Consider the following 25,627-nt stretch of genomic DNA (forward strand, 5'->3'; position numbering starts at 1 on the left):
GTTAATTCAGCCCGGCCTTGTCCAGGCCATAGGCCGCGTCGGCCGAGCCGGGCGCCGTGCGAAACGCCACGTTCAGGCGGTTCCAGCCGTTGATGCCGACGATCAGCAGCGTCAGTTCCGACAATTCGGCCTCGTTGAACTCGGCGCGCGCGGCGCGGTAGGCTTCGTCGGACACGCCGGTCGGCGCCAGCGTGGTCACGGCCTCGGTCCAGGCCAGCGCGGCGCGCTCGCGCGCCGAGAACAGGGTGGATTCGCGCCAGATCGCGACGTGGTGCAGCCGCAGTTCGCGTTCGCCTTCGATCCTGGCCTGCTTGACGTGCATGTCCAGGCAGAAGCCGCAGCCGTTGATCTGCGAGGCGCGGATATCGACCAGATGGCCGAATTCCCGGACCACCGCCGACTTCTTGAGCGCGGTGCTGAATTCCAGGTATTTCTTCGAAAGTTCGGGCGTGGTTTCGAAGTAATTCAATCGCTGAGTCATATTGCTTCCTGTCGATGTCTCGGGAGAAATCCAGAGCCCGTAGCATGCGGCCGGCGCGCCCGGCGCAGAAGTGCCATGAACGGTATTTCGCTATGGGCCATATTCGGGCGGGCGCCGGTTGAATCCGCCGCGGCGCCCGGCTATAAGCTTGAAGCGAGGGCAGGATACTCATGCCCCGTAGCCGATGAAGCCCCGTCCCATGCCGCAGCCGCCTTCCCACGACGAACACGTCGCCAGCCAGTCCACCGCGCCCGCCCGCGTCCAGCCCGGTCCGGGTTCCGTCTTCGAGGTATTCCTGGTTTTCCTGCGCCTGGGCCTGACCTCTTTCGGCGGACCGGTGGCGCACCTGGCGTACTTCCATGCCGAATTCGTGGAGCGCCGCCGCTGGCTGGACGAATACGCCTATTCCGATCTGGTGGCGCTGTGCCAGTTCCTGCCCGGGCCGGCCAGCAGCCAGGTCGGCATGGCCATCGGCCTGAAGCGCGCCGGCTGGGCCGGCATGCTGGCCGCGTGGGTGGCGTTCACGCTGCCCACGGCCGTGGCGCTGGGGCTGTTCGCGGCGGGGCTGGCGCAGTTCGGCTGGCTGTCCGGATCGGCCGCCATCCACGGCCTGAAAGTCGCGGCGGTCGCCGTCATCGCGCAGGCGATATGGGGCATGGGCCGCTCGCTCTGTCCCGACCGCACGCGCGCCGCGCTGGCGGTGGCGGCCGCGCTCGTCACGCTGGCCGTGCCCGGCGCGCTGGGGCAGGTGGCCGCCATCCTGCTGGGCGCCGTCATCGGCGCGGCCACGCTGCAAGTGCCGGCGCGCCCGGCGCTGGCGGTCGAACGCCAGGCCGTGTCGCGCCGCGCCGGCTACGCCGCGCTGGCCCTGTTCGTGCTGTTGCTGGCCGCCTTGCCGGCCTGGGCGGCGTTGACCGGCCAGCCGCTGGCGCGCCAGCTCGATGGCTTCTACCGCGCCGGCGCCCTGGTGTTCGGCGGCGGGCACGTGGTGCTGCCCCTGCTGGAATCGGCCGCGGTCGGCGGCGGCATGGTGTCCGACGCCGAGTTCCTGGCCGGCTATGGCGCGGCCCAGGCCATGCCGGGGCCGCTGTTCGGTTTCGCCGGCTTCCTGGGCGCGATGTCGCCGGGGCCGCTATCGGGCTGGGCCGGCGCGCTGGCCATGCTGGTCGCCATCTTCCTGCCCGGGGCGCTTCTGGTGGCGGCCGCGCTGCCTTTCTGGGAAAGCCTGCGGCTGCGGCCCGGCGTGCGCAACCTGATCGCGGGCGTCAACGCCAGCGTCGTCGGCATCCTGCTGTCGGCCCTGTACGATCCGGTCTGGGCCAGCGCCATCCGCGGGCGCACCGACTTCGCGCTGGCGTTGCTGCTGTTCGCGCTGCTGGTCTACGCCCGATGGTCGCCGGTCTGGGTGGTGCTGATCGCCGCCGCGGGCGGCTGGGCGCTGGGCTGGCTGGGCTGAACGTCCTGCCAGCGCGGCGCCCGTTTCTGCAGGAAAGCGTCGATGCCTTCGCAGGCGTCGGCCTCCATCATGTTGCGGGCCATCACGTCGCCGGCGTAATCGTACGCGTCGGCCAGCGCCATCTGCCGCTGCTTGTAGAACATGCGCTTGCCGTAGCGGATGGCGGTGGGGCTCTTGGCCAGGATGTCGTTCACCAGGGCCTGCACGCGCGCGTCCAGTTCCGCTTCGGGCACGGCGTCATTGATCAGGCCCCAGTCGCGCGCCTGCGCCGCGTCGATGAAGCGGGCGGTCACCAGCATCTCGAAGGCGCGCTTGGCCGACACGTTGCGGCTGAGCGCCACCGCCGGCGTCGAGCAGAACAGCCCCACGTTGATGCCCGACACCGCGAACGTGGCGCTATCTGCCACCACCGCCAGGTCGCAGCTGGCCACCAGCTGGCAGCCGGCCGCCGTGGCGACGCCGCGCACCTTGGCGATGACGGGCACGGGCAGGGCCTGCAGTCCCTGCATGACGCTGCCGCACTTCCTGAACAGCTCGCGGTAATAGTCCAGGGACGGCTGGCTGCGCATCTCGCGCAGGTCGTGGCCGGCGCAGAACGCCCGGCCGGCGGATTCCAGCACCACGCAGCGCGCGTCGGCATCGCGGGCCAGGGCGTCGATCTGCGCCTGCAACGCGGCCAGCATGGCTTCGGACAGCGCGTTGAACTGGCCCGGGCGGTTCAGCCGCAGGGTCACCACGCCGCCTTCGTCCGTGCGCTCGAGAATCGGGCTCTCCATGTCTCCTCCAGGTTGTGATTTCCCGGAAGATACTAAGCCCTGCGTGGTGGAAAGAAAACCGGCGGCTCAGCCGGCCGCGAGGCGGCGCGCCATGCCGGCCGACAGCAACAGCAGCGGCGCCACGATGGCCGCGCCGATCGAGGCCATGGCGGCCTGCGGCGGCATGCCGCTGTCGACCAGCAGCGTGGCGATGAGGGCCGAGCCGCTCATCTGGAACAGGCCGTAGACCGCGGCCGCGGTGCCGGCGCGTTCGGCGAAGGGTTCGAGCGCCAGGCTCAGGCCCGAGCCCAGCGCCAGCGAAAAGCCCACGGTCAGCACCGCGACCGGCAGCATGAAGGCCCAGGCCGACAGCGGCAGCCACAGCCAGGCCGCCAGATGCATGGCCGCGGCCGCGAGCAGCGCGGCCATGCCGACCCGCACCATGGTGTGGCGGCCGAAGCGCGCGATGAAGGCCGGCGCCAGGAAGAACGCGCCGATATTGATGGCCGCGTTGCCGCCGAACCAGGCCGAGAATCCCAGTTCGGAATAGCCCAGCTGCTGTACCAGCACCACGGGCGCGGCCGCCACGAACACCAGGATCATGGCCATGCCGGCCATGCCGAACGCCGCGAAATACAGAAAGCGGCCGCTGGCCACGATGGGCGCGTAGCGCCGCAGGCTGTAGAGCGGGCCTTGCGGCCGGCCGGGCGCGGCCCGCGTCTCTTCGAACCGCAGCGCCAGCAGCGCCGCCAGCCCCAGCGCGAACAGCACCATGAACGCGAACGTGCTGCGCCAACCCGCATGCACCGCCAGCGCGCCGCCCACCAGCGGCGCCAGCGCGGGCACGGTGCACAACGCCCCGTTCAGATAGCTGTAGACGCGCGCGCCCACCGCGGGGCTGAAGCAGTCGCGCACCGCCGCGAAGGCCACCAGCGAGGCCGAGCACGCGCCCAGCCCCTGGATCACGCGGGCCGCGTAGAACACTTCCAGCGAGCCGGCCGTCGCCCCCAGCGCCGATCCCAGCAGATAGGCGAGCACCCCGCCTACCGCCACCGGGCGGCGGCCGTAGCGGTCGGCCAGCGGGCCGATCAGCACCTGGCCCACGCCCACGGCGAAGATGAACAGCGTGATGCTGGCCTGCAGCGCGGTGACGGGCCGGCCGAAATCCTGCGCCATGGCCGGCAGGGAAGGGAGGTAGATGTCGATGCCCATCGGCGTGAGCGTGACCAGCCCCATCAGGAGGCCGATCAGCCAGCGTTGGCCACGGGGAGATAATGCAGACTTCATGGACAGGCTCGGGGTTCGTTGCGAACCCGGGAAAACCCGATATTATCCATGAACGAAGGAGAATCGCCTCATGAACGCGCCCGCCCTGCGACCCCGTATCGTGATCCTCTATTGCACCCAGTGCCAGTGGCTGCTGCGCGCGGCCTGGATGGCCCAGGAGCTGCTGTCCACCTTCTCGACCGACCTGGGCGAGGTGGTGCTGCAGCCGGGCACGGGCGGGATTTTCCAGGTCACCTACAACGGCGACCTGATCTGGGACCGCAAGAGCGACGGCGGATTTCCCGAAGCCAAGATCCTCAAGCAGCGCGTGCGCGACCGGCTCGACCCGGGCCGTCCGCTGGGCCATATCGACGGCCACGAGCGCGACGACGGCGCGGCCGCCGCCATTGCCCGCAAGCAGCCCGACGCCTGACGCCGGACCCCGCGTTCACACCTTGGGCGTCCACGGCCGCCGCCGACTGGCGGCCAGCGCCGCTTCTAGGCGCCGTTTGCTGGCCTCGGGCCAGCAGGCTTCCTGGTCGTAGAACTCGTCGGCCGCCGGCACGTCCTCGGGCAGGCGCAGCCAGGGCTGCCTGGAGCGCACGAAACAATGCGCGCCCGGCGGAAAGTCGGCGGGGCGGTCCAGGGTGCCCGCGTAGATCAGGGCCACCGCCTCGCCGAACGCCGGGTGGTGGCTCCACAGATAGCCGGCGCAGGCGGCGCAGCGCACCACCACCGCCGTTTCGCCGTCATCGGCCGTCTTGCCGGCCGGGTAGCGGCGTAGCTCGCCGCTCAACCGCGTGACGCGGTCGGTCTCGATGGGTGCGTTCATGCCGAAGGCGCTGCCCGAGTGGCGCTGGCATACGGTGCAGTGGCAGCAATGCACGAACATGGGCGGGCTGGCCAGGGGCGGTAGCGGACCGCGCCGCAGTCGCAGCCGCCTTCGATGGGAGCGTCGGACATCGCGGATCTCCAGGAGCAGGAATCGACGCGGCCAGTGTATCGGCGCGTCACGGGCGAGGGCAGTGGCAATCGCGACAAGGTAGCGGGGCGATTGCGTCAGGGGCTTCTATTTCGCGCAAAATGATGCTAAAATTCTTTATCTGGCAGCCAACGAACAATATCAACAACGAATATCAACAACGCAAGCCAGAACTTTCCAGCGATGGCCGGGCGCGTTCCGGCCGTTGCTTCGCCAGCGCCGCCCGCCTAGCATGCGCCCGCATCCCGCCAGGGAGCCGCATCCCGGGCGCGCTTGAATCCTGCGTATCGCGCTTGTGCCGGGCAAGCCATACGCCCTGAACAGGAGAACGCCCATGTCTCATCAACTGGCCAGCAAGAAGTCGCGCTTCGAGATTCCGCCGCTGAACTGGAAGGCGCCCGAGACCAAGCAGGACACCGACGCCAAGACCGCCGCGGCCAAGGCCGACGCCCACCAGGACCGCGAGGCCTCGCGCTCGACGGCCTAAGCCCCAAGCCTGTGTCGGCCGGCCCGTCCGGGCCGGCCCTCTCCACGTATCCGCCTGCGATGGCGCGCCGCGCCGCCGCAGGCGGTGCTGCATTCACGCACCGCAGTTCCCGCCGTTGCGGCCCACGCGCCGCGCGGCGGCCTGCGCCTGCGCCGCCGTTGGCGCGACTTTTCCGATAGCGAGCACCCGGTATGCCTGAAAGCCCCTCCAGCCGCCCGATGGTCAGGCCCTTCATCTATGTCACGCCGACCTCGCGTTCCCTGATGTTCTCGCGCGGAGAGATACAGAGCCGCATGTGGACCGGCGATCCCTACGCGCTGAACCTGGAGTACACGCGCCTGATGATGGGGTTTCTGCTGCTCAATCCCGAGCCGCGCCGCATCGCCATGGTGGGCCTGGGCGGCGGGTCGCTGGCGAAGTTCTGCTACCGCTATCTGCCGTCGGCGCGCATCGACGTCTACGAGATCAATCCGCAGGTCATCGCCTTGCGCGATTCGTTCCTGGTGCCCGACGACGACGAGCGTTTCGCGGTGCTGCAAGGCGACGGCGCCGAGCTGATCCGGAACTACCGGGACGAGTATGACGCCGTGCTGGTCGACGGTTTCCAGATCGGCGGCATTGCGCCGCAACTGGCGAGCGCGGACTTTTACGAAGCGTGCTGGCGCGCCCTGGCCGCCGAGGGGCTGATGGTGTGCAACTTCCATGCGTCGGACTTCAATACCCAACGCTATCTGGGCCGCATCCGGCAGCGCTTTGCCGGATCGGTGGTGGAGGTCAGCGACACCTCGCTGGCGCATCGCATCGTGTTCGCCTGCAAGGGCGGCCGCCTCAAGCGCCGCACCCGCTTGCCCGCGCACAAGCCCGAGGCCATGAGCGCCGAGCTGTGGACGCGCATCGCGCCCGGGTTGTGGCCCGTCGTGGACTGAAAAGCGGGTCAGGGCGCGTGCGTCACCACGCGGTTGCGGCCCTGCTGCTTGGCGTCGTACAGCGCCTCGTCGGCCTCGCGGAACGCCGCGCCCACATCCGCGCCGCCCCCCGGCCATTGCGCCACGCCGGCGGAAATCGTGATGGCGCCCACGCCGGGCAGCTGCTGCGCTTGCACGCGCCGGCGCAGGCGCTCGGCCACGTTGCCGGCTTCGCGGGCGCCGGCGGCGGGGAGGAGCATCAGGAACTCCTCGCCGCCGTTGCGACAGAGCACGTCCGACGGGCGTGAACCGTCGCGCATCAATTGCGCCAGGCTGCGGATCACTTCATCGCCCACCGCGTGGCCGTGGGTATCGTTGACCCGCTTGAAGTGGTCGATGTCCAGCGCCACCACGGCGAACGGCGCCTCGGCCGCCTGCAGCCGCTGCACGGCGGCCTGCAGCCCGCGCCGGTTGTACAGGCTGGTCAGCGGATCGGTGATGCTGGCCTGGTTGAGCTTGCCGATTTCGTCCTGCAGGTTGGTGAAGCTCCGGATCACCGCGAGCTTGAGCCGGCGCGCCTCGAAATACCAGGCGCGCACCGAACGCACGCGCTGCATCGCCACCGCCATGTCCTGGTGTTCCACATTGGTGGCCAGCTGCGACAGCGGCTGCGAGATCTTGCGCGCGCACCACCAGATGGCCAGCAGGAACAGCAGCGCGAACGGCGTGGCGTAGCCGACCAGAATCCAGATCAGCCGGTCCAGCGGCTCCAGCGTCGCCCCGGTGGGCCGCTGCGCGATCACGCCCCAGCCGCTGGCGGGCACGCTGGCGTAGCCGGCCAGCATGTCCACGCCCTGCGTATTGACCAGGCGCTGCGCGCCTGCCTGTCCGCGCATCACGGCGGCCACCACCGGATTGCGGCTGACGTTGTCGCCCACGCGGCCGGGGTCCTCGTGGTAGAGCAGCCGGCCCTCGGCGTCGACCACGTAGAGATAGGAGCCGTCCTGGTACGGATGCCTGCCCAGCAGCGTGTGCAGCGCGCCTTCGTCGCTCAGATAGATGGTGCCCGCGATGTAGCCCAGGTAGCGGCCGTTCTCGGCCAGGATGGGATGGGAGACGGTGAGCAGCAGCACGCCGGTCAGCGAGACGTACGGCTTGCTGATGAGCGGCTGGCGCGCCTGCAGCGCGGCGCGGCTGCCGGGCGTGTCGACCCGCACGCCCAGGTATCCGCGCAGGGTCTGCGAGGTGGCCAGCAGGGTGCCGTCGGCCCGGACGATCGCCACCGTATTGAAGCTGTCGTCCTGTTCCTGCAGCCGCATGGCCTCGGCCGCGAGCAGGTCCGGCGCGTCGATGCGCGCGGCCAGGTGGCGGGCGCTGTATTCCAGCCGGCGCTGAGCCGACTTCAGGAACACGCCCGTGCTTTCCGCCAGCTTGGCGGCGTAGACGCGGTTGGCTTCCAGCGTATTGGCGATGAGCTGTTCGCGCTGGACGCGGTAGCTGGCATAAAGCGCATTCACGGTGGACACGAGCGCGCTGAATATGGTGAGCGCAAGCACGAGCCCGCGTAGGTGGATTCGCATGAGGGGGAGGGCCGGGTCGAGGCAGGGGAGCTGCCCCGAATTCTACCGTGGGCCGCCCTCGGGCTCGTCCAGCAGCCGGGCGGCCGGCGACCGGGCGGCCGAGCCGGCGCGGAAATAGCCCATGACCGTGGCCACGCTGCTGTGGCCGGTCAGCGCCATGGTGTCGCCCAGCGGCACGTTCTGCCGGCCCGCCTCGGTCACGAAGCCCGAGCGCAGGCTGTGCGCCGAAAAGTCACCCTCAAGTCCGGCCAGCCGGCAGCGCTGCTGCACGATGTCGCGCAGCGCCGCGGGCGCCAGCGGCTCGCCCAGCACGCCGCCGCGGCGCACGCGGCGAAACAGCGGGCCCGCGGTGATGCCGCTCATACGCAGCCAGTCGTCCAGCGCGCGCGCCGCCGGGCCGACGATGGGCTTCTGGTCGTCGGCGCGCCGCGCGCCGGACTGGTTGGTCTTGGATTGCGCCAGGGTGTAGAGGAAACCGTCGGCCGTGCGCCGGGTGTTCTCGACCGTGGCGCGCGCGACCTCGGAACGGCGCCGACCGCCGCTGGCCCAGGCGAACAGCAGCAGGGCGCGGTCGCGCACCCCGCGCAGGGAATCGTCGCAAGTCGCCAGCAGCGCCTGCAGCGGCTCGCGCGTCAGCGCCGCCTTGCGGGCGGGCGCCGCGCCGCGGCCGGCATAGGCGCGGCGGGTCCGCGCCAGCAATTCGCGCACGCGCGCGGCGCGGCAGGGGTTGGGATGGCCGTGCAGCTCGTGGGCCTTGGACAGCACCGCCAGGCGCTGCAGCAGCGTATTGAGGCTGGGCGGGCCGGGCCGGCTCTTGGCCTTCACGCGCACCAGCTCGCGGTCCAGCGCCGCCGGCAGCTCCCATTTCAGGCCTTGCGGGGTGTCGCGCTGCGCGTGGTCGACCACGAACTGGATGACCGCGGCCTCGGGCAGGGGCAGGGCGAAGGGCTGGCCGTAGCGCAGCCCGTACCAGGCCGTCCAGTAACGGATCGCGGCGCGGTAGGCGGCCGCGGTGTTGGCCGAACTGCCTTCGCGCATCAGGTCGCGCATGGCGGCGTGGGCCTGGGCGTCCAGCGCGGCGGGATTCAGGATTGGCAGGGCGGTTTTTGGGATCAGCGGCGGCATTTTATTAAAATACATACATATGCTGTATGATATCTAACATATTCTATAGATTACTCGCGATAAGGTTCACTTATCGAGGGTAATTATCCCGAAAATCTGACGGAAAACCAGCCATGGCCACCGGAATTACTGAGACCGACGTCTGGAGCGCCGCCGACGCCCTGTTGCTGGAAGGCGCGCGGCCCACCATCGAACGCGTGCGCCAGAAGATCGGGCGCGGGTCGCCCAATACCGTCAGCCCGTATCTGGAGACCTGGTTCCGCGCCCTGGGCGCGCGCATCAAGGACCCCGGCGCCTTCGCCGCCGCGCCGGCGGTGCCCGACCCGGTGGCCCAGGCCGCCGCGCATTTCTGGGAAGCCGCCCAGGCCGAAGCCCGCGCGCAGCAGGCCCAGGCCTATCGTGAACGCTGGGAAGAACTGGCGCAGGAGGGCGGCCGGCTGGCGGCCGACGCCGAGCAACTGCAGCGGCGCGAGGCCGGCCTGGCCCAGCGCGAGCGCGACCTGCAGGAAGCGCTGCGCGTGGCCACCTCGCAACTGGCGGCGGCCGAAGACCGGCTGCTGGCGGCCGAAGAACAGCTGCGCCTGCGCGACGACAGGCTGGCACAGCTGCAGCAGGAACTGGCCGAATCGCGCGCGGCCGCCCAGGCCTTGCTGGCCGATGCCGAACAGTCCCGCAGCCGCCACGCGCAGGCGCTGGAAGCGCTGCAATCCCGCCACTCGGCGCATGAACGCCGCTGGCTCAATGAACTGGACGCCGAACGCGGCGCGGTCAAGCGCCTGCAGGCCCGGCTGGATGACGCCCAGGCCGCCGCGCAACAGCAGCAGGCGCGGTCGGACAAGGCCCTGGCCGATGAACAGGCGCAGCGGCGCCAGGCGGAGCAGGGCGCGCAAGCCGCGCGCGCCGAGGCGCAGGAGCAACGCCAGCGCCTCGAGGCCGATCTGGCCGCGGTGCGCGCCGACGCGGCGCTGGCGCGCGAACGCGAACGCGCGTTGCAGGCCGCGCTGGCCGCCGCCACCGCCCGGGCCGACGACAGCGCCGAACAGCTCAAGGCCAAGGACGCGCAACTGGGCGAAATGGCGCGCCACCTTGTGGCGCTGAGCGCGGGCGCGCCGCCCGCCGACGGCTCGCGCCCCTGACGCCGCGGCGGGCCGGGCCTAGCGTCAATGGCCCGGATACACGCCCTGGAACGGCTCGTTGTTGGGCTCGCCGAAGCTGGACGAGTGGTAGTTGGCCGGATTGGCCGCCGTCGAGCCGGACGGGCGCGACGAAGTGGAGCTGTAGGAACTGGTTCCGGTGCCGGAGCAGCCGGCCAGCATGACGGCCAGCACCAGGCCGGCGGTGGTCAGGGTCCTCATGGCGTACCTCGCTAAAGATGGCCGCCGCAAGCGCGGCAGGCCCGGCGTTGCCGGCAAGTCGCGTGCCCGCCTTCGGCCCTGTCCCCGAACCGGGGAATTTCGGATACATTGCAGCGAAACGCTATGGCGCGAGGCACCCGGGCGGGCGCCACACGGCCGCCATGCGCAACCATCCAGGGCCGCGGGCCCTGTCAGGAGCCGCCGGTGCAGCCACGTCAACCGGTCGATATCGCCCGTGTCCTGCTCGTCATCGCCATACTTGCCGGGCTGACGATAGGCAGTCTTTACATCCTGCGGCCGTTTTTGCCGGGCCTGGTCTGGGCCACCACCATTGTCGTGGCGACCTGGCCGGTGCTGCTGGCGATCCAGCGCCGCTGCGGCGGACGCCGCTGGATCGCCACCATCGTCATGCTGTTGCTGCTGCTGTTCGTGATCGTGCTGCCGCTGTACCAGGTGATCGCCACCCTGGCGCTGCATGGCGGCGCCATCATGGCGGCCATCAAGAGCCTGCCGGACTATGCGCTGCTGGCGCCGCCGGCGTGGGTGGGCAGCATTCCGCTGGCCGGCCCGCGCATCGCCCACGAATGGCAGGCGCTGTCGGATGCCGGCGCGGGCGGGCTGCTGGCCCGGCTGGAACCGTATCTCACCATCGCCGCGCGCTGGCTGCTCGGCCATGCCGCCATCGTCGGCGTGTTCGCCATGCACATGCTGATCACGGTCGTGATCGCCGGCATTCTGTACCGCCGCGGCGACGTGGCCGCCCAGTTCGTGCTGCGCTTTTTCAACCGGCTGGCCGGGCAGCGCGGCATGTCCGCCGTCAGGCTGGCCGCGCTGGCGATCCGCGCCGTGGCGCTGGGCATCGTGGTGACGGCGGTGGTGCAGTCGGTGCTGGGCGGCATCGGCCTGTGGATCGCCGGCGTGCCGGCCGCCGGCATCCTGACCGCGCTGATGGTCATGCTGTGCCTGGCCCAGCTGGGCCCGTTTTTGCCCATGCTGGGCGGCGTGGTGTGGCTGTTCCAGAACGACATGAAGCTGGCCGCCGGCATTCTGCTGGCCTGGGCGCTGGTGGTGGCCATGCTGGACAACCTGCTGCGGCCCATGCTGATCAAGCGCGGCGTGAACCTGTCGCTGCTGCTGATACTGGCCGGCGTGCTGGGCGGGATGTTCGCCTTCGGCATCGTGGGCCTGTTCATCGGCCCGGTCATCCTGGCCGTGACGCAGACGCTGCTGCACGCCTGGGTCGACGAAACGCCCGCGCCGCAGGCCGTGCAAGCGCCCGGGTCCGGGCCAAGGGCGTAACATTCGCCTCTCGACGCGGGCGTGCGCGCCCGCGGTTTCAGTCACGCCATCCGCCAGTTCCATGTCGAAGCCTCCCCACACGCGCGCCGCCGGCACGCTGACTCTTCCACGCCGCGCCGCGGCGTCCAGAAACGCCCCCCGCAATACCGCCCGCCAGGACAGCAAGCCGGCCGACGGCAGCGAGCGCCTGGCCAAGCGCGTGGCCGCGCTACAGCAGTGCTCGCGCGGCGACGCCGAACGCTATATCGAGGGCGGCTGGGTCGCGGTGGACGGCAAGACCGTGGAAGAGCCGGGCTTCCGGGTCGCCCCGCAACAGGCTGTCGCGCTGCTGCCCGGCGCCCGGCTGGAACCCGCGCAGCCCGTCACCATCCTGCTGCACAAGCCCGCCGGCCTGTACGCCAACGACGAACCCGGCTCGGCGCGCGACCTGATCCTGCCCGAGAACCTGATGCCCGGCGACCGCTCCGGCCTGCGCTTCCTCAAGCGCATGCTCAATGGCCTGAAGCTGGCCACGCCGCTGGAGCGCGCCGCCAGCGGGCTGCTGGTCTATACGCAGGAGTATCCGGTGATGCGCAAGCTGGTCGAAGACGCGCGCCACGTAGAGCACGAGTACATCGCCGAGGTCGCGGGCGCGCTGGGCGAGGGCGATCTGGCGCGGCTTCAGCGCGGCCTGGCCTGGCAGGGCCGTCCGGCCACGCCCATGAAGGTCAGCTGGCAAAACGAAACCCATCTGCGCTTCGCCTTGAAGACGCCGGCGCCGGGATTCATCGAGTACGTCTGCGACACGGCCGGCCTGCGCCTGCTGGCGCTGCGCCGCATCCGCATCGGCCGCCTGCCCATGGCGGGGCTGGCGCCGGGGCTGTGGCGCTACCGACTGGGCTATGAGCGGTTCTGATCAAAGGAAGGACATGAGCAGCAAAGCAGCAAACCACGGCCAGCCGTCCCCGCGCCGCAGTTTTCTCATTCAGGCGGGGGCCCTGGGCCTGTCCGCCGCCGTCCTGGGCGGCTGTGCGTCGCGCGCGCCGGTCGCGCCGCGGCGGCCGGCCACGCCGGCGCCCGCCGCGCCTCCGGTTTCGCCGGGCACGGCCGCCTCGCCGGTGCCGGCGCTGCGGCCCGGCGCGAAAGTGGCGATCGTGGCGCCGGCCTCGGCCGCGCCCGACGCCAGCGACCAGGCCGCCGAATGGCTGCAGGAGCGCGGCTACGCGCCGCAGGTCATGCCGGCTTCGCGCGTCCGACTGCAGCCGCCGTACGACTACCTGGCCGGCAGCGACGCCGAGCGGCTGGCCGATCTGCACGCCGCCTTCGCCGCGCCCGACGTCAGTGCGGTGTGGTGCCTGCAAGGCGGCTTCGGCTCGTGGCGCCTGCTGGACGGGCTGGACTACGAGCTGCTGCGCCGCCATCCCAAGCCCTTCATCGGCTACAGCGACATCACGGCCCTGCATCTGGCCCTGCAGCGGCGCGCCGGCTTCGTGACCTTCCACGGCCCGATGCTGGCGCAGGACATGCTGGCCGGCAAACGCGAGCCGACCGAATCGCATCTGCTGGCCATGCTGAGCGGGCAGTTCGGGCAGGGCGCCTGGATCGACCCGCCGCTGGACGCCCCCGCCACCACGCTGGTGCCGGGAACGGCCACCGGGCGGCTGGTGGGCGGCAACCTCGCTCTGATCGCGGCGCTGATCGGCTCGCCCTACGAGATCGACACGCGCGACGCGATTCTTTTCATCGAGGACGTCAACGAGGCGCTGCCGCGCGTGGACCGGCTGCTGAACCAGCTGGCCGCCGCCGGCAAGTTCGACGGCGTCAAGGGCGTGCTGGTCGGCAGCTTCACGCGCATCCTGGGCGTGCAGATGGACGACGCGCAGGCCCAGGGCATGCTGTATCCGCTGATCCTGGACCAGTTCCGCGGCCGCGGCATCCCGGTGCTGGGCGGCTGGCCCAGCGGCCACGGCAATCCCAACCTGACCTTGCCCCTGGGCGCGCGCGTGACGCTGGACACCGGACGCGGCGCGCTGCGCCTGGAACAGGCCGTAGTGATCCGATAGCTGGAAATGCATCATTAATAGTGCAAAACCAGCCTAAATGCGCTATTAATGACACCATTTATTTTCCGACATGCCTCATTTATGGTGCATTCCAGTAGATTAAGCACTATTATTGAGTCATGAAAAAGAAGATCGAACCCAGCTTCGAGGCCGCCGAAGCGCTGGCTCGGATCGGCGCCAATATCCGCACCGCCCGGCTGCGGCGCGCCGAAACCGAGTCCACGCTGGCCAGCCGCATGGGCGTGTCGCGCGCCACCATCGCCCGTCTCGAACGCGGCGACGGCGGCGTGTCGCTGGCGCTGGCCGTGGAAGCCTTGCTCCAGTACGGCTACGCGGACCAGCTCTACGCGCTCGGCGATCCCGAGCAGGACGGCGTCGGCAAGCGGCTCGACGCAATGCGCCGGCCCAGCCGCGGCGGCGCGGGCGCGCTGCACTCGCACCGGGCCGATCCCACCCGGCTGTAAGAAGCGTCTGCGCACATGGCTACCGGCAAGAAGCACAAATCGGTCGAAAGCGAGCTATACGTCTACGTCGACATCCGCGGCGAGGCCGTATTGGCCGGCCTGTTGACGCTGGACGACACGGACGAGAACCGCTTTTTCGCCGAATTCACCTACGTGCAGTCCTACGTGGATGACCCGCGCGCCTTCGCGCTGGACCCGCTGAACCTGCCGCTGGTCGACGCCCGCAGCACGTTCCGCACCGAAAGCCGCTACGAAAAACTCGGCGCCATATTCGACGCCGCGCCCGACGCCTGGGGCCGCAACGTCATGCGCATCGACAACGCCGGCGCGCGCGTGACCGAAGACGAGGTGTTGCTCAAGGGCCGCGGAATGGGCGTGGGGGCGCTGTTCTTCAGCGCGCGCCAGCTCACGCCCAATATGCGCAAGACCTACCGTCTGCCCGAAGTCAGCCAGCTGGAATCGCTGGCCGGGCTGCTCACCGACATCGACCAGGGCGTCAAGCCCAAGGGCCTGTACCGCGACATCCTGGGCAGTTCATGGGACATCGGCGGGGCGCGCCCCAAGACCATCGTGCGCGACGACCAGGGCGAGATGTGGATCGCCAAATTCCCGCGCAAGGGCGATTCCTACGACCGCCAGCGGGTCGAGTACGCCAACCTGCAAATGGCCAGGGCCATCGGCCTGACCGTTCCCGAGATCCGGCTGGCCGAAACGCGGCTGGGCGCGGTGCTGCTGACCCATCGCTTCGACCGCGAACTGCTGCCGGCGGGCAAGGGCGCGGACCCCATCGTCGCGCGCCGCCATTTTCTGAGCGGGGCCTCGCTCATCAGCCCGTCCGTCCAGATCGGCAAGCGCGAACTGGACGGGCCGCGCGGCAAGGCCACGTATTCCTACGCCCGGCTGGCCGACGTGGCCCGCCGCGTGTCGTCCAACCCGGTGCAGGACCTGAAGGAGCTCTACGCCCGCATGGTGCTGAACGTGGCCGTGCACAACACCGACGACCACCTGAAGAACGTCGGCTTTCTCAAGGACGAAAACGCCCACAGCTACCGGTTGTCGCCGCTGTTCGACGTGGTGACGCAGGAAGGCTCGGCCAGGCACTATCTGCATATCGGCGCGGCCGGGCGCGAAAGCTCGTTCCAGAACTGCCTGAGCGAATACCGCCGCTTCGGCCTGCGCTCCGAAACCGCCGCGCGCCAGATCCTGGACCAGGTGCGCGGCGTGGTGGCCGAACGCCGGCGCTACTACGACATGGCCGGCATGAGCGCCCAGGAAGTCGGCCACGTCGAGGCCTCGCTGATGGCCTGGCGCAACGATTCCTAGGCGCGCCTGGCCGACCAGCTCCCGCGGCCCGCGGCCTTGCCGCTCATGGTCTTGCCGTTGACCACGCCCGTATAACGCACGCCGTCCACCGTGAAGGCGATTTCGGCGCCGTTGAGCCGCGCATCGGAGATCGGGACCGAACCCAGCTTGCCGGACAGCTTCTGGTAGTGCTGCTCCAGGTGCAGCGTCTGGCCGTCCACGTCCCACTTGCCCTGGACCTTGGCCGGCACGATCCACAGCAGCGCGGTGCAATAGCTGCTGCAGTTCTCGGTCACGGTTTCCTCGGCGTCCGGCTCCCAGTCGCCCATGCGGAACGTGTTCGACACCACCCGCGTGCCCGGCGCCAGCTCCAGCAGCCTGGGCCGCAGTTTTTCGTTGATGGTCGACAGCAGGAACATGGTGATGACGTCGGCCTTGGACAGGTCGGTGGCGAACAGGTCGGCCGCCACGAACGTGGCCCGGTCGCCCACGCCGGCGCGCTCGGCGTTGCGGCGCGACAGCGCCACCAGGTCCGGGTTGTACTCGATGCCCTGGGCCGTCAGGCCGCGCTGGGCGGCGGTGATCACCGTACGGCCGTCGCCCGAGCCCAGGTCCATCAGCCGGTCGCGCGGCGTGACCTTGGCCATGTCCAGCATCTTGTCGACCAGGGTCTGGGGCGTGGGCACCCAGATGACGTCCTTGCCGTCCTGGCCGACGCTGGGCTCGTAGTCCTGCTGTTGTTCGGTGGCCGCCGCGGGCGCGGCCTGCGCGGCGGCGCCCAGAACGCAGGCCAGGGCCAGCGCCGCGGCCGAAGCCGCCCGGACGCCGGGCCGTTGGAACGGAATCGCGATTTGCATGATGCAGGCTCCTTGCGTGGGGTTGCGTAAAGCCGTCTGCAAGCGCCGCGCCTAATCTGGCGGCGGCTGCGGGCGGGCCAGGCGCAGCATGGGCAGGCCCGCCGCCAGGACGGCCAATCCGATCAGGGCGCCGGCTCCCGCGTAGACGGCGCTCGAATACACCAGGCCGGCGCACACCAGCGCCAGCAGTAAGGGGGGCAGGGGATACAGCGGCACCCGGAACGGGCGCGGACGGTCGGGGTCCAGCCGCCGCAGCCGCCACACCGAGGCCGCCACCAGCAGCATGAACAGCCAGAACACCGGCGCGGTATAGGCCACCAGAGTCTGCACGCTGTTCTTGCTGAACGCGCCCAGCCCGATCAACGCCAGCGTGATCGCGCCCTGCGCCAGCAGCGCGGCGGCCGGGGTTTCGTTGCGCGCGTTCCAGGCCGCCAGCGCGCCCAGGCGCGGCACGTCGCGGCCCAGCGCGCAGTACACGCGGGCGCCGGTGATGATGGTGCCGTTGATGGTGCTGAGCGCCGTGGCGCAGATCGTCAGGCTGAGCAGGGCCGCGGCATACGGGCCGGCCGCCAGCTGCATGACGTCGGCGCCCAGCGCGGGCGTGTCGCGCAGCCCCTGCAGCCCGAAGATCTCCAGCAGGGCCAGGTTGGTCAGCACATAGGCGGCGGTGACCACCACGGTGCCCAGCAGCAGCACGCGGCTCATGTTGCGGCCGGGCTCGCGCAGTTCGCCGCTCAGATAGGCGGCCTCGTTCCAGCCGCCGTACGTCAGCAGCACGAACACCATGCCCATGCCCAGCAGGCCGGCCGGATGCCCGGCAAGCGGCATCGGCGCCACGTCGCGCAGCGGGCCTTGCGCGGTGGCCGACAGGCTGGCCACCAGCACCGCGGCCAGCGCCGCCAGCGTCAGCAGCGTGAACACCCATTGCAGGCGCTTGGAATAGCGCGTGCCCGCCACGTTCAGCGCGGTCAGCGCCACCACCGACAGCGCCGCGTGCAGGGCAGGGCCGTAATCGCCCAGCGGCGCCAGGCGCTGCGCATAATCGCCATAGATATAGGCCACCACCGCGATCGCGCCGGTCTGGATCACCGTGCAGCGCGCCCACGCGAACATCACGCCCACGCGCTGGCCCCAGGCCCGCGTCAGGTACAGGTATTCGCCGCCGGCGCCCGGATAGGCCGAGCCCAGCTCCGCATAGCACAGCGCCCCCACCAGCATCACGCAGCCGCCCGCCACCCACAGCGCCACATAGGCGGCTTCGGAAGCGGCGTGCTGGGCCACCAGCGGAGGAAAGCCGAATATGCCGATGCCGATGACCACGCCCACCAGCACCATCGTCGCATCCAGCACCGACAGGCCGGCGGCAGGGGGCGCATGCTGGAAACTCGCGGACGAACGCGCGGCGGACCTTGTCATCGGGGCTCTCGGGTCGGCGGGAAAGGGCAGGCGCGGATGCCGCCGGGCGGCGGCATCTGACAATAACCTGAACAATTATCGACTCGGATATGTCCTGGAAAGTTTCTTCGGGTTTACCCGAAAAAAATGCAGGAAGCGTCGGGCCCATTGCGACGCTTCCTGCATCAAACAACTTTAACTTATCGTTTTAAATAATTGATTATCTGAGATTTTTCTTAGCTATATAAAGTGAATTAATTAAAGTGATTTCTCTGAAGCTGCTTCATGCTCGCGCCCCGGCGTGAGCATTAGATACCGCTGGCGCTCGGCTGGGAATCACTGAAATTGGGTATTTGCCGGCGAATTGCCGCTGCTCGGGAAAGTCGGGCCAGGGCGATTCTCCGAAACGGTTCTTGAGGGCATCCACGTCGATTTGCGAACGCCCGGCGACCTGCCGCCAAAGGTCCGGGCCAAGGTGCTCGCGCAGGCGCAGCCGGTATAAACGCGGCCAGCATCGCCTCAGTTCTAACACCGAATCAAGGCGACACCCGAGAACACCTAAACCGTCGAAGCCCCGCCCAGAATCACCGTGTACTGCGACGACAGCACGCCGCCGTTGCCATGCGCCAGGGCGACTTCGGCGCCCTCGACCTGGCGCCGGCCGCATTCGCCGCGCAACTGGCGGACGGCTTCGATCAGCAGGAAGATGCCGTACATGCCGGGGTGGCAGTACGACAACCCGCCGCCGTTGGTGTTGACGGGCAACTGGCCGCCTGGCGCGATGCGGCCGTTGGCGACGAAGGCGCCGCCTTCACCCTTGGCGCAAAAGCCCAGATCCTCCAGGAACAGCACGGTGTTGATGGTGAAGGCGTCGTACAGGCCCACCACGTCCATGTCGGAGGCGGTCAGGCCGGCCTGCGCATACGCGATCTCGCCGGACACGCGCGCGCCGGTATTGACCAGGTCGGGCATGTTGCTGATGGTCAGGTGGGTGCTGCAATGGCCCGAGCCCAGCAGGTAGACCGGGGCGGTGCGCAGCCCGCGCGCCCGCGCCGGCGTGGTCAGCACCAGCGCGCCGCCGCCGTCGGAGACCAGGCAGCAGTCGCGGATGGTGAGCGGATGGCTGACCATGCGCGAGGACAGCACGCCTTCGACCGTCAGGGGTTCGCGCTCCCAGGCCATGGGATTCAGCAGCGCCCACTGGCGCGCCGCCACGGCGACTTCGGCCAGCTGCTCGCGGGTGGTGCCGAATTCATGCATGTGGCGGGCGGCAGCCATGGCGTAGGCCGTGGCCGGCAGGAAGGGCTTGTAGGGCGATTCGTAGGGGTTCCATTCCGGCCGGCTGGTGTTCTTGCGGCCCAGCGAGCGCTGGGTGCTGCCGTAGGCCACCACGGCGACCTCGCACAAGCCGGCGGCGATCGCCGCCTCGGCCCGCGCCAGGTGCCCCATGAACGACGAGCCGCCGATGGAGGTGGAGTCGATGTAGGCTTCCGGCAGCTGCAGGTATTCGGCCAGCGCCAGGCCCGCCAGGCGGCTCTGGGTGGTGGCGCAGAACAGGCCGTCCACGTCCTTGATGGACAGTCCGCAGTCGTCCAGGGCGCGGTAGACGCCCTGGGCCATCAGGTCCAGCGCCGTATAGGCCTCGCCCACGGCGCCCAGGTCGGATTCGGCCGCGCCCGCCACCACGGCGCGGCCGGGTCGGAAATCGTCGTTCATCATGCGGACTCCAGCGGCGTGAACACGGCGACGGGATCGTCCAGGCCTTCCTCGGCCGCGGCGCGAAAGCGCACGCGCTGGCCGATGGCGACCAGCAGGGGGTCGGCCGCCTCGACCCGGCTCATCATCCGGAACCCTTCGTCCAGGTCGATCAGCGCCACGTTGTAGGGCTCGCCCTTGCGCGGGTAGACCACCGAGGTGCTGTACACGGTGCCGATGCCGGCGCTGATGCGCCATTGCAGGCTGTCCTGGCCGGTGTAGGGGCAGCGCACCCGCGGAAAGAACACGGCGCGCCCGGCCGCCGGGCTGAATTGATAGGCCAGTTCGCCGGCCTTCAGATGCCGCACGTAACGCGCATAGGGCGCGCCCGTGCCGGCTGCGTCGTCGACTCTCATCATTTGCCCTTTTCGTACATCAGGTTCAGCGTTTCGGCCACCATGACCGGGCGTTCCTGGCCTTCGCGGTACATGGTGTTGCCGTAGGTCAGGCGCACCGCGCCTTCCAGGCGTTCGAAGGCCACCAGGCTGCGCTCCAGGCAGATGCGCGAGCCCACCTGCACCGGCGCGGTGAAGCGGACCTTGTTGGAGCCGTAGTTGATGCCGCGCCCGCGCCGGCGCACCTGCACGATCTCGCCGCCCATGCCGGACATCAGCGAGAACGTCAGCATGCCGTGGGCGATGGTCTTGCCGTCCGGCAGTTCGCGCCGGGCCCGCTCCACGTCCACGTGGATCCAGTTGTCGTCGCCCGACAGGCGGGCGAATTCGTCGATCATGGGCTGGGTGACTTCGATCCAGCCGGTCCGTCCCAGGACTTTGCCGACGTGGGCTTCGAGTTCGTAAGGGGTTTCCAAAGTCAGCATGGGCTGCCTCCAGGTAAGAAAGAATGGGTCAGAGCAGGGCGGCCAGGCGTCCGGACACCAGGCCGTGGGCCTGGTCCATGATGCGGCGCACCAGGTCGCCGCAGGCCGGAATGTCGTCGATCAGGCCCTGGATCATGCCCACGGTCCAGATGCCGCTTTCGACGTCGCCGCTTTCGTAGACGCCGCGCCCCTTGGCGCCGGCCACCAGCGGACCGATGCGGTCGATGCCCGCGCCGGCGCGCTCCAGCGCCACCACCTCGGCCGACAGCTGGTTGGCCCAGACGCGGCTGGTGTTGCGCAGGCTGCGCAGGATCAGCCGGGTGTCGGTTTCGCTGGAGCGGGTGATGGCTTGCTTGATCGACTCGTGCACCGGCGACTCCCGGGTGCACATGAAGCGCGTGCCCATGTTGATGCCCTCGGCGCCCAGGGCCAGCGCGGCCACCAGGCCGCGCGCGTCGCCGAAGCCGCCCGAGGCGATCACCGGTATCGACACCTGCGCCACCGTGGCCGGAATCAGGATCAGGCCCGGAATGTCGTTCTCGCCCACGTGGCCGGCGCACTCATAGCCGTCGATGGACACGATGTCCACGCCGATCTCCTGCGCCTTGCGGGCATGGCGCGGGGTGGTGCATTTGTGGATCACGCGCACGCCGGCGGCCTTCAGGGCCGGCATGTGTTCGCCGGGATTGTTGCCGGCCGTCTCCACGATCTTGACGCCCGATTCGATGATGGCGTCGCGGTACTCGGCGTACGGCACCGGCTTGAGCGTGGGCAGGAAGGTCAGGTTCACGCCGAAGGGGCGGTCCGTCATCTCGCGCATGCGGGCGATTTCGCGGCGCAGGTGCTCGGGGCTGGGCTGGGTCAGCGCGGTCAGTATGCCCAGCGCGCCGGCGTTGGAGACGGCCGCGGCGAGTTCGGCGCGGGCCACCCACTGCATGCCGCCCTGAACGATGGGATGCTCGATGCCGAGCATGCGGGTTACTGCGGTCTGCACATTGTGCTCCTTGTCTTCTCTATAGGTCGGCGCGGTAGGGCGAGCAGTCCGGCGCCAGCGTCAGCGGGGCGCCGGTAAGCGCCTGCAGCGCCTCCAGCGTCCAGCCTTCGGCCAGGCGGCGCACGACCAGTCCCGCGGCGGTGACGTCGATCACCGCCAGATCGGTGTAGATGCGGTCCACGCAGTCCGGCGCGGTGAGGGGATAGCTGCATTGCTCCAGGATGCGCGGCGCGCCGTCGCGGGTGCAGTGCTCCATCAACACCCAGACCTGTTCGGCGCCGGCCGCCAGGTCCATGGCCCCGCCCACGCCCGGGATCTGGCCGGGGGCGTCCACGGTCCAGTTGGCCAGGTCGCCATTGGCCGCCACTTGGAACGCGCCCAGGCAGGCGATGTCGATATGGCCGCCGCGGATCATCAGGAACGATTCGCTGTGGCTGAACACCGAGGCGCCGGGCAGCAGCGTCACCGGCAGCTTGCCGGCGTTGATCACGTCGTAGTCTTCCTCGCCCGGGGCCGGCGCCGGCCCCAGGCCCAGCAGGCCCTGTTCGCTGTGCAGCATGAGCTCGCGGCCGGGCGGCACGTGGTCGGCGATCAGGGTCGGCAGGCCGATGCCGAGGTTGACGCAGGCGCCGTCCGGTATGTCCCGGGCGGCGACGCGGGCGATATCCTGGCGGCTAAGCCTTGCGCTCATTGGGCACCTCCACTAAACGATCCACGAAAACGCCCGGCGTGACGATGTGTTCCGGGTCCAGCGCGCCCAGCGGCACGATGCCGCGCACCTGGGCGACGACCAGCCTGGCCGCGCCGGCCATGACCGGGTTGTTGATGCGCGCGCCGCGGTGATAGACCAGATTGCCCCAGCGGTCGCCGTGCAGGCCCTTGAGCAGCGCCACGTCGCCTTTGATGGGGCGCTCCAGCACGTAGGTCTGCCCGTCTATGACGCGGGTTTCCTTGCCCTCGGCCAGGCGGGTGCCGGCCGCGGTGCGCGTGAAGAAACCGCCGATGCCGGCCGCGCCGGCGCGGATGCGCTCGGCCAGCGTGCCCTGCGGCACCAGCTCCAGTTCGATCTTGCCCGCGCCGTACAGCTCGTCGAAGATCGTGCGGCCCTTGAGGCCGCGCGGAAACGAACACACCACCTTGCGGATGCGGCCGGCGGCCATCAGCTCGCTGACGATGTCGTCGCCGACGGTGGCGTTGTTGGCCACGATGGTCAGGCCCCGGACGCCCAGGTCCAGCAGGCCCTCCATCAGATCGGCCGGACGGCCGGAGGAACCGAAGCCGCCGACCAGGATGACCGAGTCATCCTTGATGCCGGCCACGGCTTCGGCTATGGAACTCACTTGCTTGTCGATCACGGCAGGCTCTCCCGGGTCAGTCCAGATCGTGGCCTTTCATATCGACGTTGCGGCGGGCGCGCTGCGCCAGGTCGCGCAGCACCGGCCCGATCCGCGCGGCGTCGTCGACCGGCTCGGCCGCGGGGCCGCGGCGCCAGCCTTCCATCGCCGCCAGATGGCCGCCGCCCAGCTCGAAGATGCGGCCGGTCACGTCGCTGCTCTCGGCGCTGACCAGCCAGGCCACCGCCGGGGCGATCCAGCGCGGATGGCGCGCCTCGATCTCTTCGGCGCTGCGCTCGCGCAGGCCTTCGGTCATGCGGGTCTGGGCATGGGGATTGATCGCGTTGACCGTCACGCCGTAGCGCTTGAGCTCGCGCGCGGCGATGATGGTCATGGCGGCGATGCCCGCCTTGGCCGCGCCGTAGTTGATCTGGCCGATATTGCCGTACAGCCCCGAGGACGAAGAGGTGTTCACGATGCGCCCGCCGACCGGCTCGCCGGTCTTCTTGTACAGGTCGCGCCAGTGGGCGGCCGCGTGGCGCGACGGCGCGAACGTGCCTTTCAGGTGCACCTCGATGACGGCGTCCCATTCCTCTTCGCTCATATTGCACAGCGTGCGGTCGCGCAGGATGCCGGCGTTGTTGACCAGGCCGTGCAGCGCGCCGTAGTGGTCCAGCGCCGCCTCGATCATGCGCCGGGCGCCGGCGAAGTCGGCCACGTTCTCGTGGTTGGCGATGGCCTGGCCGCCGCTTTCGACGATTTCGCGCACGACGGCCGCGGCGGTACTCTCGCCGGTGTCCTCGCCCGAGCGCGACACGCTCAGGTCGTTGACCACGACGCGCGCGCCCAGCCGCGCCAGCTGCAGCGCGTATTCGCGGCCGATGCCGCGGCCGGCGCCGGTCACGATCACGACCCGGTCTTTGCATAGTGTGGACATCGAAACTCCTTACTTGGATGGTCGGGAAACTTGTTGCGCGGCCGGACGGATCAGGCCGCCCCCTGGAACACGGGCGCGCGCTTCTGCGTGAACGCCAGCACCGCCTCGCGGTGATCGGGGCTGTCGACGCATTCGACGTGGCGCTCGCATTCGCGATCGAGCAGGGCGGCCAGGTCCAGCGCCAGGCCGTCATTGAGGTTTTCCTTCATGCGGGCCACGGCCGGCTGCGGGCCGCGGGCCAGGGCGCCGGCGATGGCGGCCACCTCCGGTTCGAGCCGGTCCGGGTCGTAGACCGCATTGAGCAGGCCCAGGCGCTCGGCCTGCGCGGCCGACAGCATCGGCGAGCGCAGGTAGAGTTCGCGCGCCTTGGCCGGGCCGACGATGCGCGGCAGGAAATAATGGCCGCCGAAATCGCCCGGCACGCCCGCGCCGATAAAGCCGGTGCGCAGCCTGGCGCTGGCATCCCCATAACGCAGGTCGCAGGCCAGCGCCAGCGACAGCCCCGCGCCCACGGCCGCGCCGCGGATCATGGCGATGGCGGGCTTGGGCATGCCGTGCAGGTATTCGACGATGCGGGTGCGCCCGCGCATGGCGGCGATGCGCTGGGCGGGCGAGGGCGGCGCGGACTCGGCCTGGCGGCGCATGCGGTCCATGTCGCCGCCCGCGCAAAAGGCGCCGCCCGCGCCGGCCAGCACCACGGCGCCGACCGCCGGATCGCGCCCGGCGGCCTCCAGCGCGTCCCGCAGCGCCTCATACAGGGCAGGGCTGAGCGCGTTGCGGCGGTCGGGCCGGTTCAGCGTCAGCCACAGCACGCCCGCCTCCAGGCGGACGATCAGTTCTTGCTCCAGTGCCATGGCCTTCCAGTTCGGTTGCGGAGATAACAGGCCCCTATGTTGCGGCGTTTTGGCCCGCGGGCCGCGCCCGGGCCCGGGCGGCCGCCGCAAAAAGAGTCCGTATCGTGAACTCGCGCTTCAACCAGCGCGGGGCAGGGGGCACAATGACGGCAAAACAAGCGTCCGCAATGTAGACCACTAAAAACACGCCCCGCGGCCCGGCCGCGGGCGAGGAGACCATCATGAACCAGGCCAGCACCGGCGGCGCCATCGGCGCCGCGGGCACCCAGTCATTGCAGCGCGCCATCGCATTGCTGCGCATCATCGCGGTCAACAACCGCAGCGGCAGCCGGCTGGTGGAGCTGTATCGGCGCACCGGGCTGGAACGTCCCACCGCGCACCGGCTGCTGCAGGGCATGGTGGCCGAAAAGCTGATCCGCCAGGACCTGCAGAGCAAGCGCTATTACCTGGGCGCGCTGGCCTACGAGCTGGGCCTGGCCGCCGCGCCCAAGCTGGCGGTGCGCGACATCTGCCTGCCCTATGTGGAAGCGGTGGCCGAGCACACCGGCGACACGGTGTTCCTGACCGTGCGCTCGGGTTTCGACGGCATCTGCGTGGCGCGCGCCGACGGCGCTTTCCCCATAAAGATGTTCGTGCACGACGTGGGCCGGCACCGGCCGCTGAACGTCGGCGCCAGCGGCCTGGCGCTGCTGAGCGCGCTGCCCGACGACGAGATCGACCGCATCTGCCGCATCAACGTCGAGCGCACGCGCCGCAAGAGCCCGCGCTTTACCGAGGCGGCCCTGCGGGCCAGTATCGAAAGCACCCGCCGCCGCGGCTACGCCACCAACAAGGTCATGGACGAGCCGCCGGTGCATTCGGTCGGCATGGCGATCCGCGCGCCCGACGGCACGCCGGCTGCCGGCATCAGCGTGTCCACGCTGGCCTCGCGCCTGGGGCACGACCGGCTGGAGATGGTGGTGCGCTGCCTGGACGATACCGTGCGCTCGATCGAGGCCGAGCTGCGCGGCTACGTGGACCGCGACCGCGTCCCGTACGCCATGCCCACGCTGGCGCTGGCCTGAACGGGCGCCGGAATTCCACACAGTGGACCCGAATCTGCGCGGCGCGCGCCAGCGGGCGGCGCACGGCCGCCGCCCGCCTCTTAGACTGCGGACGACGTGAACCGAAGGGCAAGCCGGT

The 25,627-nt window shown here is 69.9% G+C and carries 28 protein-coding genes; 11 read left to right on the forward strand and 17 right to left on the reverse strand.

All coding sequences use genetic code 11. The annotated features are described in order from the left end of the window. Position 1: 1 nt before the first annotated feature. Positions 2 to 481 carry a carboxymuconolactone decarboxylase family protein gene (locus AC1IQ6_RS13925; RefSeq protein ID WP_102771186.1) on the reverse strand — a complete coding sequence of 160 codons (480 nt, stop codon included), beginning with the start codon at positions 479 to 481 and terminating at the stop codon, positions 2 to 4. A 199-nt stretch (positions 482 to 680) separates the two neighbouring features. Between AC1IQ6_RS13925 and chrA the strand changes: the two genes are divergently transcribed. After that, positions 681 to 1,937, forward strand: coding sequence for a chromate efflux transporter (gene chrA, locus AC1IQ6_RS13930; protein ID WP_111825142.1), 1,257 nt, complete (start codon positions 681 to 683; stop codon positions 1,935 to 1,937). On the opposite strand, the gene AC1IQ6_RS13935 is transcribed toward chrA, so the two are convergent. After that, positions 1,862 to 2,713, reverse strand: a complete 852-nt coding sequence (locus tag AC1IQ6_RS13935; protein ID WP_485864759.1) for an enoyl-CoA hydratase — start codon at positions 2,711 to 2,713, stop codon at positions 1,862 to 1,864. The two genes, chrA and AC1IQ6_RS13935, sit on opposite strands and share 76 nt — an antisense overlap. Before the next feature lie 66 nt (positions 2,714 to 2,779). Continuing rightward, complete coding sequence (locus AC1IQ6_RS13940) at positions 2,780 to 3,979, reverse strand: multidrug effflux MFS transporter (protein WP_485864760.1); 1,200 nt, start codon at positions 3,977 to 3,979, stop codon at positions 2,780 to 2,782. Between the two features lie 70 nt (positions 3,980 to 4,049). Here AC1IQ6_RS13940 and AC1IQ6_RS13945 point away from each other — a divergent pair, with 70 nt between their 5' ends. Beyond that, complete coding sequence (locus AC1IQ6_RS13945) at positions 4,050 to 4,391, forward strand: Rdx family protein (protein ID WP_102771184.1); 342 nt, start codon at positions 4,050 to 4,052, stop codon at positions 4,389 to 4,391. A gap of 15 nt (positions 4,392 to 4,406) precedes the next feature. On the opposite strand, the gene AC1IQ6_RS13950 is transcribed toward AC1IQ6_RS13945, so the two are convergent. Then, the gene (locus AC1IQ6_RS13950) at positions 4,407 to 4,850 is read right to left on the reverse strand and encodes a GFA family protein (RefSeq protein WP_485864761.1); all 444 of its coding nucleotides are present in this window, start codon (positions 4,848 to 4,850) and stop codon (positions 4,407 to 4,409) included. A 424-nt stretch (positions 4,851 to 5,274) separates the two neighbouring features. On the opposite strand from AC1IQ6_RS13950, the gene AC1IQ6_RS13955 reads away from it, so the two are divergent. Both AC1IQ6_RS13955 and AC1IQ6_RS13960 read left to right on the forward strand, forming a co-directional pair. Continuing rightward, positions 5,275 to 5,427: a hypothetical protein gene (locus AC1IQ6_RS13955; RefSeq protein ID WP_168202119.1), complete on the forward strand. Its 153-nt coding sequence runs from the start codon at positions 5,275 to 5,277 to the stop codon at positions 5,425 to 5,427. Positions 5,428 to 5,618: 191 nt separating this feature from the next. Continuing rightward, positions 5,619 to 6,353 carry a spermine/spermidine synthase domain-containing protein gene (locus AC1IQ6_RS13960; protein ID WP_209165382.1) on the forward strand — a complete coding sequence of 245 codons (735 nt, stop codon included), beginning with the start codon at positions 5,619 to 5,621 and terminating at the stop codon, positions 6,351 to 6,353. 8 nt (positions 6,354 to 6,361) lie between these two features. Here AC1IQ6_RS13960 and AC1IQ6_RS13965 read toward each other — a convergent pair whose 3' ends face one another. After that, positions 6,362 to 7,858, reverse strand: coding sequence for a sensor domain-containing diguanylate cyclase (locus tag AC1IQ6_RS13965; RefSeq protein WP_348639085.1), 1,497 nt, complete (start codon positions 7,856 to 7,858; stop codon positions 6,362 to 6,364). A gap of 96 nt (positions 7,859 to 7,954) precedes the next feature. Beyond that, positions 7,955 to 9,052 (reverse strand): site-specific integrase, encoded by a 1,098-nt coding sequence (locus AC1IQ6_RS13970; protein WP_485864762.1) that lies wholly within the window; start codon positions 9,050 to 9,052, stop codon positions 7,955 to 7,957. Positions 9,053 to 9,150: 98 nt separating this feature from the next. Here AC1IQ6_RS13970 and AC1IQ6_RS13975 point away from each other — a divergent pair, with 98 nt between their 5' ends. Next, positions 9,151 to 10,173, forward strand: a complete 1,023-nt coding sequence (locus AC1IQ6_RS13975; protein ID WP_485864763.1) for a DNA-binding protein — start codon at positions 9,151 to 9,153, stop codon at positions 10,171 to 10,173. A 24-nt stretch (positions 10,174 to 10,197) separates the two neighbouring features. Here AC1IQ6_RS13975 and AC1IQ6_RS13980 read toward each other — a convergent pair whose 3' ends face one another. Further along, positions 10,198 to 10,392, reverse strand: a complete 195-nt coding sequence (locus tag AC1IQ6_RS13980; protein ID WP_102771178.1) for a hypothetical protein — start codon at positions 10,390 to 10,392, stop codon at positions 10,198 to 10,200. A gap of 204 nt (positions 10,393 to 10,596) precedes the next feature. On the opposite strand from AC1IQ6_RS13980, the gene ydiK reads away from it, so the two are divergent. The 5 genes from ydiK (at position 10,597) to AC1IQ6_RS14005 (ending at position 15,520) form a co-directional block, all read left to right on the forward strand. After that, the gene (gene ydiK, locus AC1IQ6_RS13985) at positions 10,597 to 11,691 is read left to right on the forward strand and encodes an AI-2E family transporter YdiK (RefSeq protein WP_485864764.1); all 1,095 of its coding nucleotides are present in this window, start codon (positions 10,597 to 10,599) and stop codon (positions 11,689 to 11,691) included. Between the two features lie 61 nt (positions 11,692 to 11,752). Beyond that, positions 11,753 to 12,586, forward strand: a complete 834-nt coding sequence (locus AC1IQ6_RS13990; protein WP_102771174.1) for an RNA pseudouridine synthase — start codon at positions 11,753 to 11,755, stop codon at positions 12,584 to 12,586. Between the two features lie 13 nt (positions 12,587 to 12,599). Then, positions 12,600 to 13,733, forward strand: a complete 1,134-nt coding sequence (locus AC1IQ6_RS13995; protein ID WP_485864765.1) for a S66 peptidase family protein — start codon at positions 12,600 to 12,602, stop codon at positions 13,731 to 13,733. Between the two features lie 119 nt (positions 13,734 to 13,852). Further along, positions 13,853 to 14,197 carry a helix-turn-helix transcriptional regulator gene (locus AC1IQ6_RS14000; RefSeq protein ID WP_111825150.1) on the forward strand — a complete coding sequence of 115 codons (345 nt, stop codon included), beginning with the start codon at positions 13,853 to 13,855 and terminating at the stop codon, positions 14,195 to 14,197. Between the two features lie 15 nt (positions 14,198 to 14,212). Next, positions 14,213 to 15,520, forward strand: coding sequence for a type II toxin-antitoxin system HipA family toxin (locus AC1IQ6_RS14005; protein WP_485864766.1), 1,308 nt, complete (start codon positions 14,213 to 14,215; stop codon positions 15,518 to 15,520). Here AC1IQ6_RS14005 and AC1IQ6_RS14010 read toward each other — a convergent pair. From AC1IQ6_RS14010 to AC1IQ6_RS14055, 10 genes are all read right to left on the reverse strand, one after another. Further along, positions 15,517 to 16,356: an SAM-dependent methyltransferase gene (locus AC1IQ6_RS14010; protein ID WP_102771171.1), complete on the reverse strand. Its 840-nt coding sequence runs from the start codon at positions 16,354 to 16,356 to the stop codon at positions 15,517 to 15,519. The genes AC1IQ6_RS14005 and AC1IQ6_RS14010 overlap by 4 nt on opposite strands. 51 nt (positions 16,357 to 16,407) lie before the next feature. Further along, the gene (locus AC1IQ6_RS14015) at positions 16,408 to 17,772 is read right to left on the reverse strand and encodes an APC family permease (protein WP_102771170.1); all 1,365 of its coding nucleotides are present in this window, start codon (positions 17,770 to 17,772) and stop codon (positions 16,408 to 16,410) included. A 537-nt stretch (positions 17,773 to 18,309) separates the two neighbouring features. Continuing rightward, positions 18,310 to 19,467, reverse strand: a complete 1,158-nt coding sequence (locus AC1IQ6_RS14020; protein ID WP_485866572.1) for an acetyl-CoA acetyltransferase — start codon at positions 19,465 to 19,467, stop codon at positions 18,310 to 18,312. Continuing rightward, positions 19,467 to 19,865 (reverse strand): Zn-ribbon domain-containing OB-fold protein, encoded by a 399-nt coding sequence (locus AC1IQ6_RS14025; RefSeq protein ID WP_485864767.1) that lies wholly within the window; start codon positions 19,863 to 19,865, stop codon positions 19,467 to 19,469. Before AC1IQ6_RS14025 ends, AC1IQ6_RS14020 begins: the two co-directional genes overlap by 1 nt. After that, positions 19,862 to 20,326, reverse strand: a complete 465-nt coding sequence (locus AC1IQ6_RS14030; RefSeq protein ID WP_485864768.1) for a MaoC family dehydratase — start codon at positions 20,324 to 20,326, stop codon at positions 19,862 to 19,864. Before AC1IQ6_RS14030 ends, AC1IQ6_RS14025 begins: the two co-directional genes overlap by 4 nt. Positions 20,327 to 20,354: 28 nt before the next feature. Continuing rightward, a complete protein-coding gene (locus tag AC1IQ6_RS14035) occupies positions 20,355 to 21,320 on the reverse strand; it encodes an NAD(P)H-dependent flavin oxidoreductase (protein WP_209165372.1) in 966 nt (321 codons plus the stop codon). A 19-nt stretch (positions 21,321 to 21,339) separates the two neighbouring features. Further along, positions 21,340 to 22,011, reverse strand: a complete 672-nt coding sequence (locus AC1IQ6_RS14040; RefSeq protein WP_102771166.1) for a 3-oxoacid CoA-transferase subunit B — start codon at positions 22,009 to 22,011, stop codon at positions 21,340 to 21,342. Continuing rightward, positions 21,995 to 22,675, reverse strand: coding sequence for a 3-oxoacid CoA-transferase subunit A (locus tag AC1IQ6_RS14045; RefSeq protein WP_102771165.1), 681 nt, complete (start codon positions 22,673 to 22,675; stop codon positions 21,995 to 21,997). Before AC1IQ6_RS14045 ends, AC1IQ6_RS14040 begins: the two co-directional genes overlap by 17 nt. Before the next feature lie 16 nt (positions 22,676 to 22,691). Further along, complete coding sequence (locus tag AC1IQ6_RS14050) at positions 22,692 to 23,591, reverse strand: SDR family NAD(P)-dependent oxidoreductase (RefSeq protein ID WP_485864769.1); 900 nt, start codon at positions 23,589 to 23,591, stop codon at positions 22,692 to 22,694. A 50-nt stretch (positions 23,592 to 23,641) separates the two neighbouring features. Then, positions 23,642 to 24,445, reverse strand: coding sequence for an enoyl-CoA hydratase-related protein (locus AC1IQ6_RS14055; RefSeq protein WP_102771163.1), 804 nt, complete (start codon positions 24,443 to 24,445; stop codon positions 23,642 to 23,644). A 221-nt stretch (positions 24,446 to 24,666) separates the two neighbouring features. Between AC1IQ6_RS14055 and AC1IQ6_RS14060 the strand changes: the two genes are divergently transcribed. Beyond that, positions 24,667 to 25,509, forward strand: coding sequence for an IclR family transcriptional regulator (locus AC1IQ6_RS14060; protein ID WP_102771161.1), 843 nt, complete (start codon positions 24,667 to 24,669; stop codon positions 25,507 to 25,509). Positions 25,510 to 25,627: the final 118 nt, after the last annotated feature.

Source organism: Achromobacter sp. MUI-25009338 (genome assembly GCF_057359325.1).

Coding starts and splice junctions, on each gene's coding strand:
- AC1IQ6_RS14030 (WP_485864768.1), bottom strand. CDS start 20,326: ATGCTGACTTTGGAAACCCCTTACGAACTCGAAGCCCACGTCGGCAAA.
- AC1IQ6_RS13960 (WP_209165382.1), top strand. CDS start 5,619: ATGCCTGAAAGCCCCTCCAGCCGCCCGATGGTCAGGCCCTTCATCTAT.
- AC1IQ6_RS14010 (WP_102771171.1), bottom strand. CDS start 16,356: ATGCAAATCGCGATTCCGTTCCAACGGCCCGGCGTCCGGGCGGCTTCG.
- AC1IQ6_RS13925 (WP_102771186.1), bottom strand. CDS start 481: ATGACTCAGCGATTGAATTACTTCGAAACCACGCCCGAACTTTCGAAG.
- AC1IQ6_RS13975 (WP_485864763.1), top strand. CDS start 9,151: ATGGCCACCGGAATTACTGAGACCGACGTCTGGAGCGCCGCCGACGCC.
- AC1IQ6_RS13935 (WP_485864759.1), bottom strand. CDS start 2,713: ATGGAGAGCCCGATTCTCGAGCGCACGGACGAAGGCGGCGTGGTGACC.
- AC1IQ6_RS13950 (WP_485864761.1), bottom strand. CDS start 4,850: ATGTTCGTGCATTGCTGCCACTGCACCGTATGCCAGCGCCACTCGGGC.
- chrA (WP_111825142.1), top strand. CDS start 681: ATGCCGCAGCCGCCTTCCCACGACGAACACGTCGCCAGCCAGTCCACC.
- AC1IQ6_RS14060 (WP_102771161.1), top strand. CDS start 24,667: ATGAACCAGGCCAGCACCGGCGGCGCCATCGGCGCCGCGGGCACCCAG.
- AC1IQ6_RS14050 (WP_485864769.1), bottom strand. CDS start 23,591: ATGTCCACACTATGCAAAGACCGGGTCGTGATCGTGACCGGCGCCGGC.
- AC1IQ6_RS14040 (WP_102771166.1), bottom strand. CDS start 22,011: ATGAGCGCAAGGCTTAGCCGCCAGGATATCGCCCGCGTCGCCGCCCGG.
- AC1IQ6_RS13955 (WP_168202119.1), top strand. CDS start 5,275: ATGTCTCATCAACTGGCCAGCAAGAAGTCGCGCTTCGAGATTCCGCCG.
- AC1IQ6_RS14015 (WP_102771170.1), bottom strand. CDS start 17,772: ATGACAAGGTCCGCCGCGCGTTCGTCCGCGAGTTTCCAGCATGCGCCC.
- AC1IQ6_RS13945 (WP_102771184.1), top strand. CDS start 4,050: ATGAACGCGCCCGCCCTGCGACCCCGTATCGTGATCCTCTATTGCACC.
- AC1IQ6_RS13980 (WP_102771178.1), bottom strand. CDS start 10,392: ATGAGGACCCTGACCACCGCCGGCCTGGTGCTGGCCGTCATGCTGGCC.
- AC1IQ6_RS14025 (WP_485864767.1), bottom strand. CDS start 19,865: ATGATGAGAGTCGACGACGCAGCCGGCACGGGCGCGCCCTATGCGCGT.
- AC1IQ6_RS13940 (WP_485864760.1), bottom strand. CDS start 3,979: ATGAAGTCTGCATTATCTCCCCGTGGCCAACGCTGGCTGATCGGCCTC.
- AC1IQ6_RS14005 (WP_485864766.1), top strand. CDS start 14,213: ATGGCTACCGGCAAGAAGCACAAATCGGTCGAAAGCGAGCTATACGTC.
- AC1IQ6_RS13970 (WP_485864762.1), bottom strand. CDS start 9,052: ATGTATTTTAATAAAATGCCGCCGCTGATCCCAAAAACCGCCCTGCCA.
- AC1IQ6_RS13990 (WP_102771174.1), top strand. CDS start 11,753: ATGTCGAAGCCTCCCCACACGCGCGCCGCCGGCACGCTGACTCTTCCA.
- AC1IQ6_RS14020 (WP_485866572.1), bottom strand. CDS start 19,467: ATGAACGACGATTTCCGACCCGGCCGCGCCGTGGTGGCGGGCGCGGCC.
- AC1IQ6_RS14055 (WP_102771163.1), bottom strand. CDS start 24,445: ATGGCACTGGAGCAAGAACTGATCGTCCGCCTGGAGGCGGGCGTGCTG.
- AC1IQ6_RS13995 (WP_485864765.1), top strand. CDS start 12,600: ATGAGCAGCAAAGCAGCAAACCACGGCCAGCCGTCCCCGCGCCGCAGT.
- AC1IQ6_RS14000 (WP_111825150.1), top strand. CDS start 13,853: ATGAAAAAGAAGATCGAACCCAGCTTCGAGGCCGCCGAAGCGCTGGCT.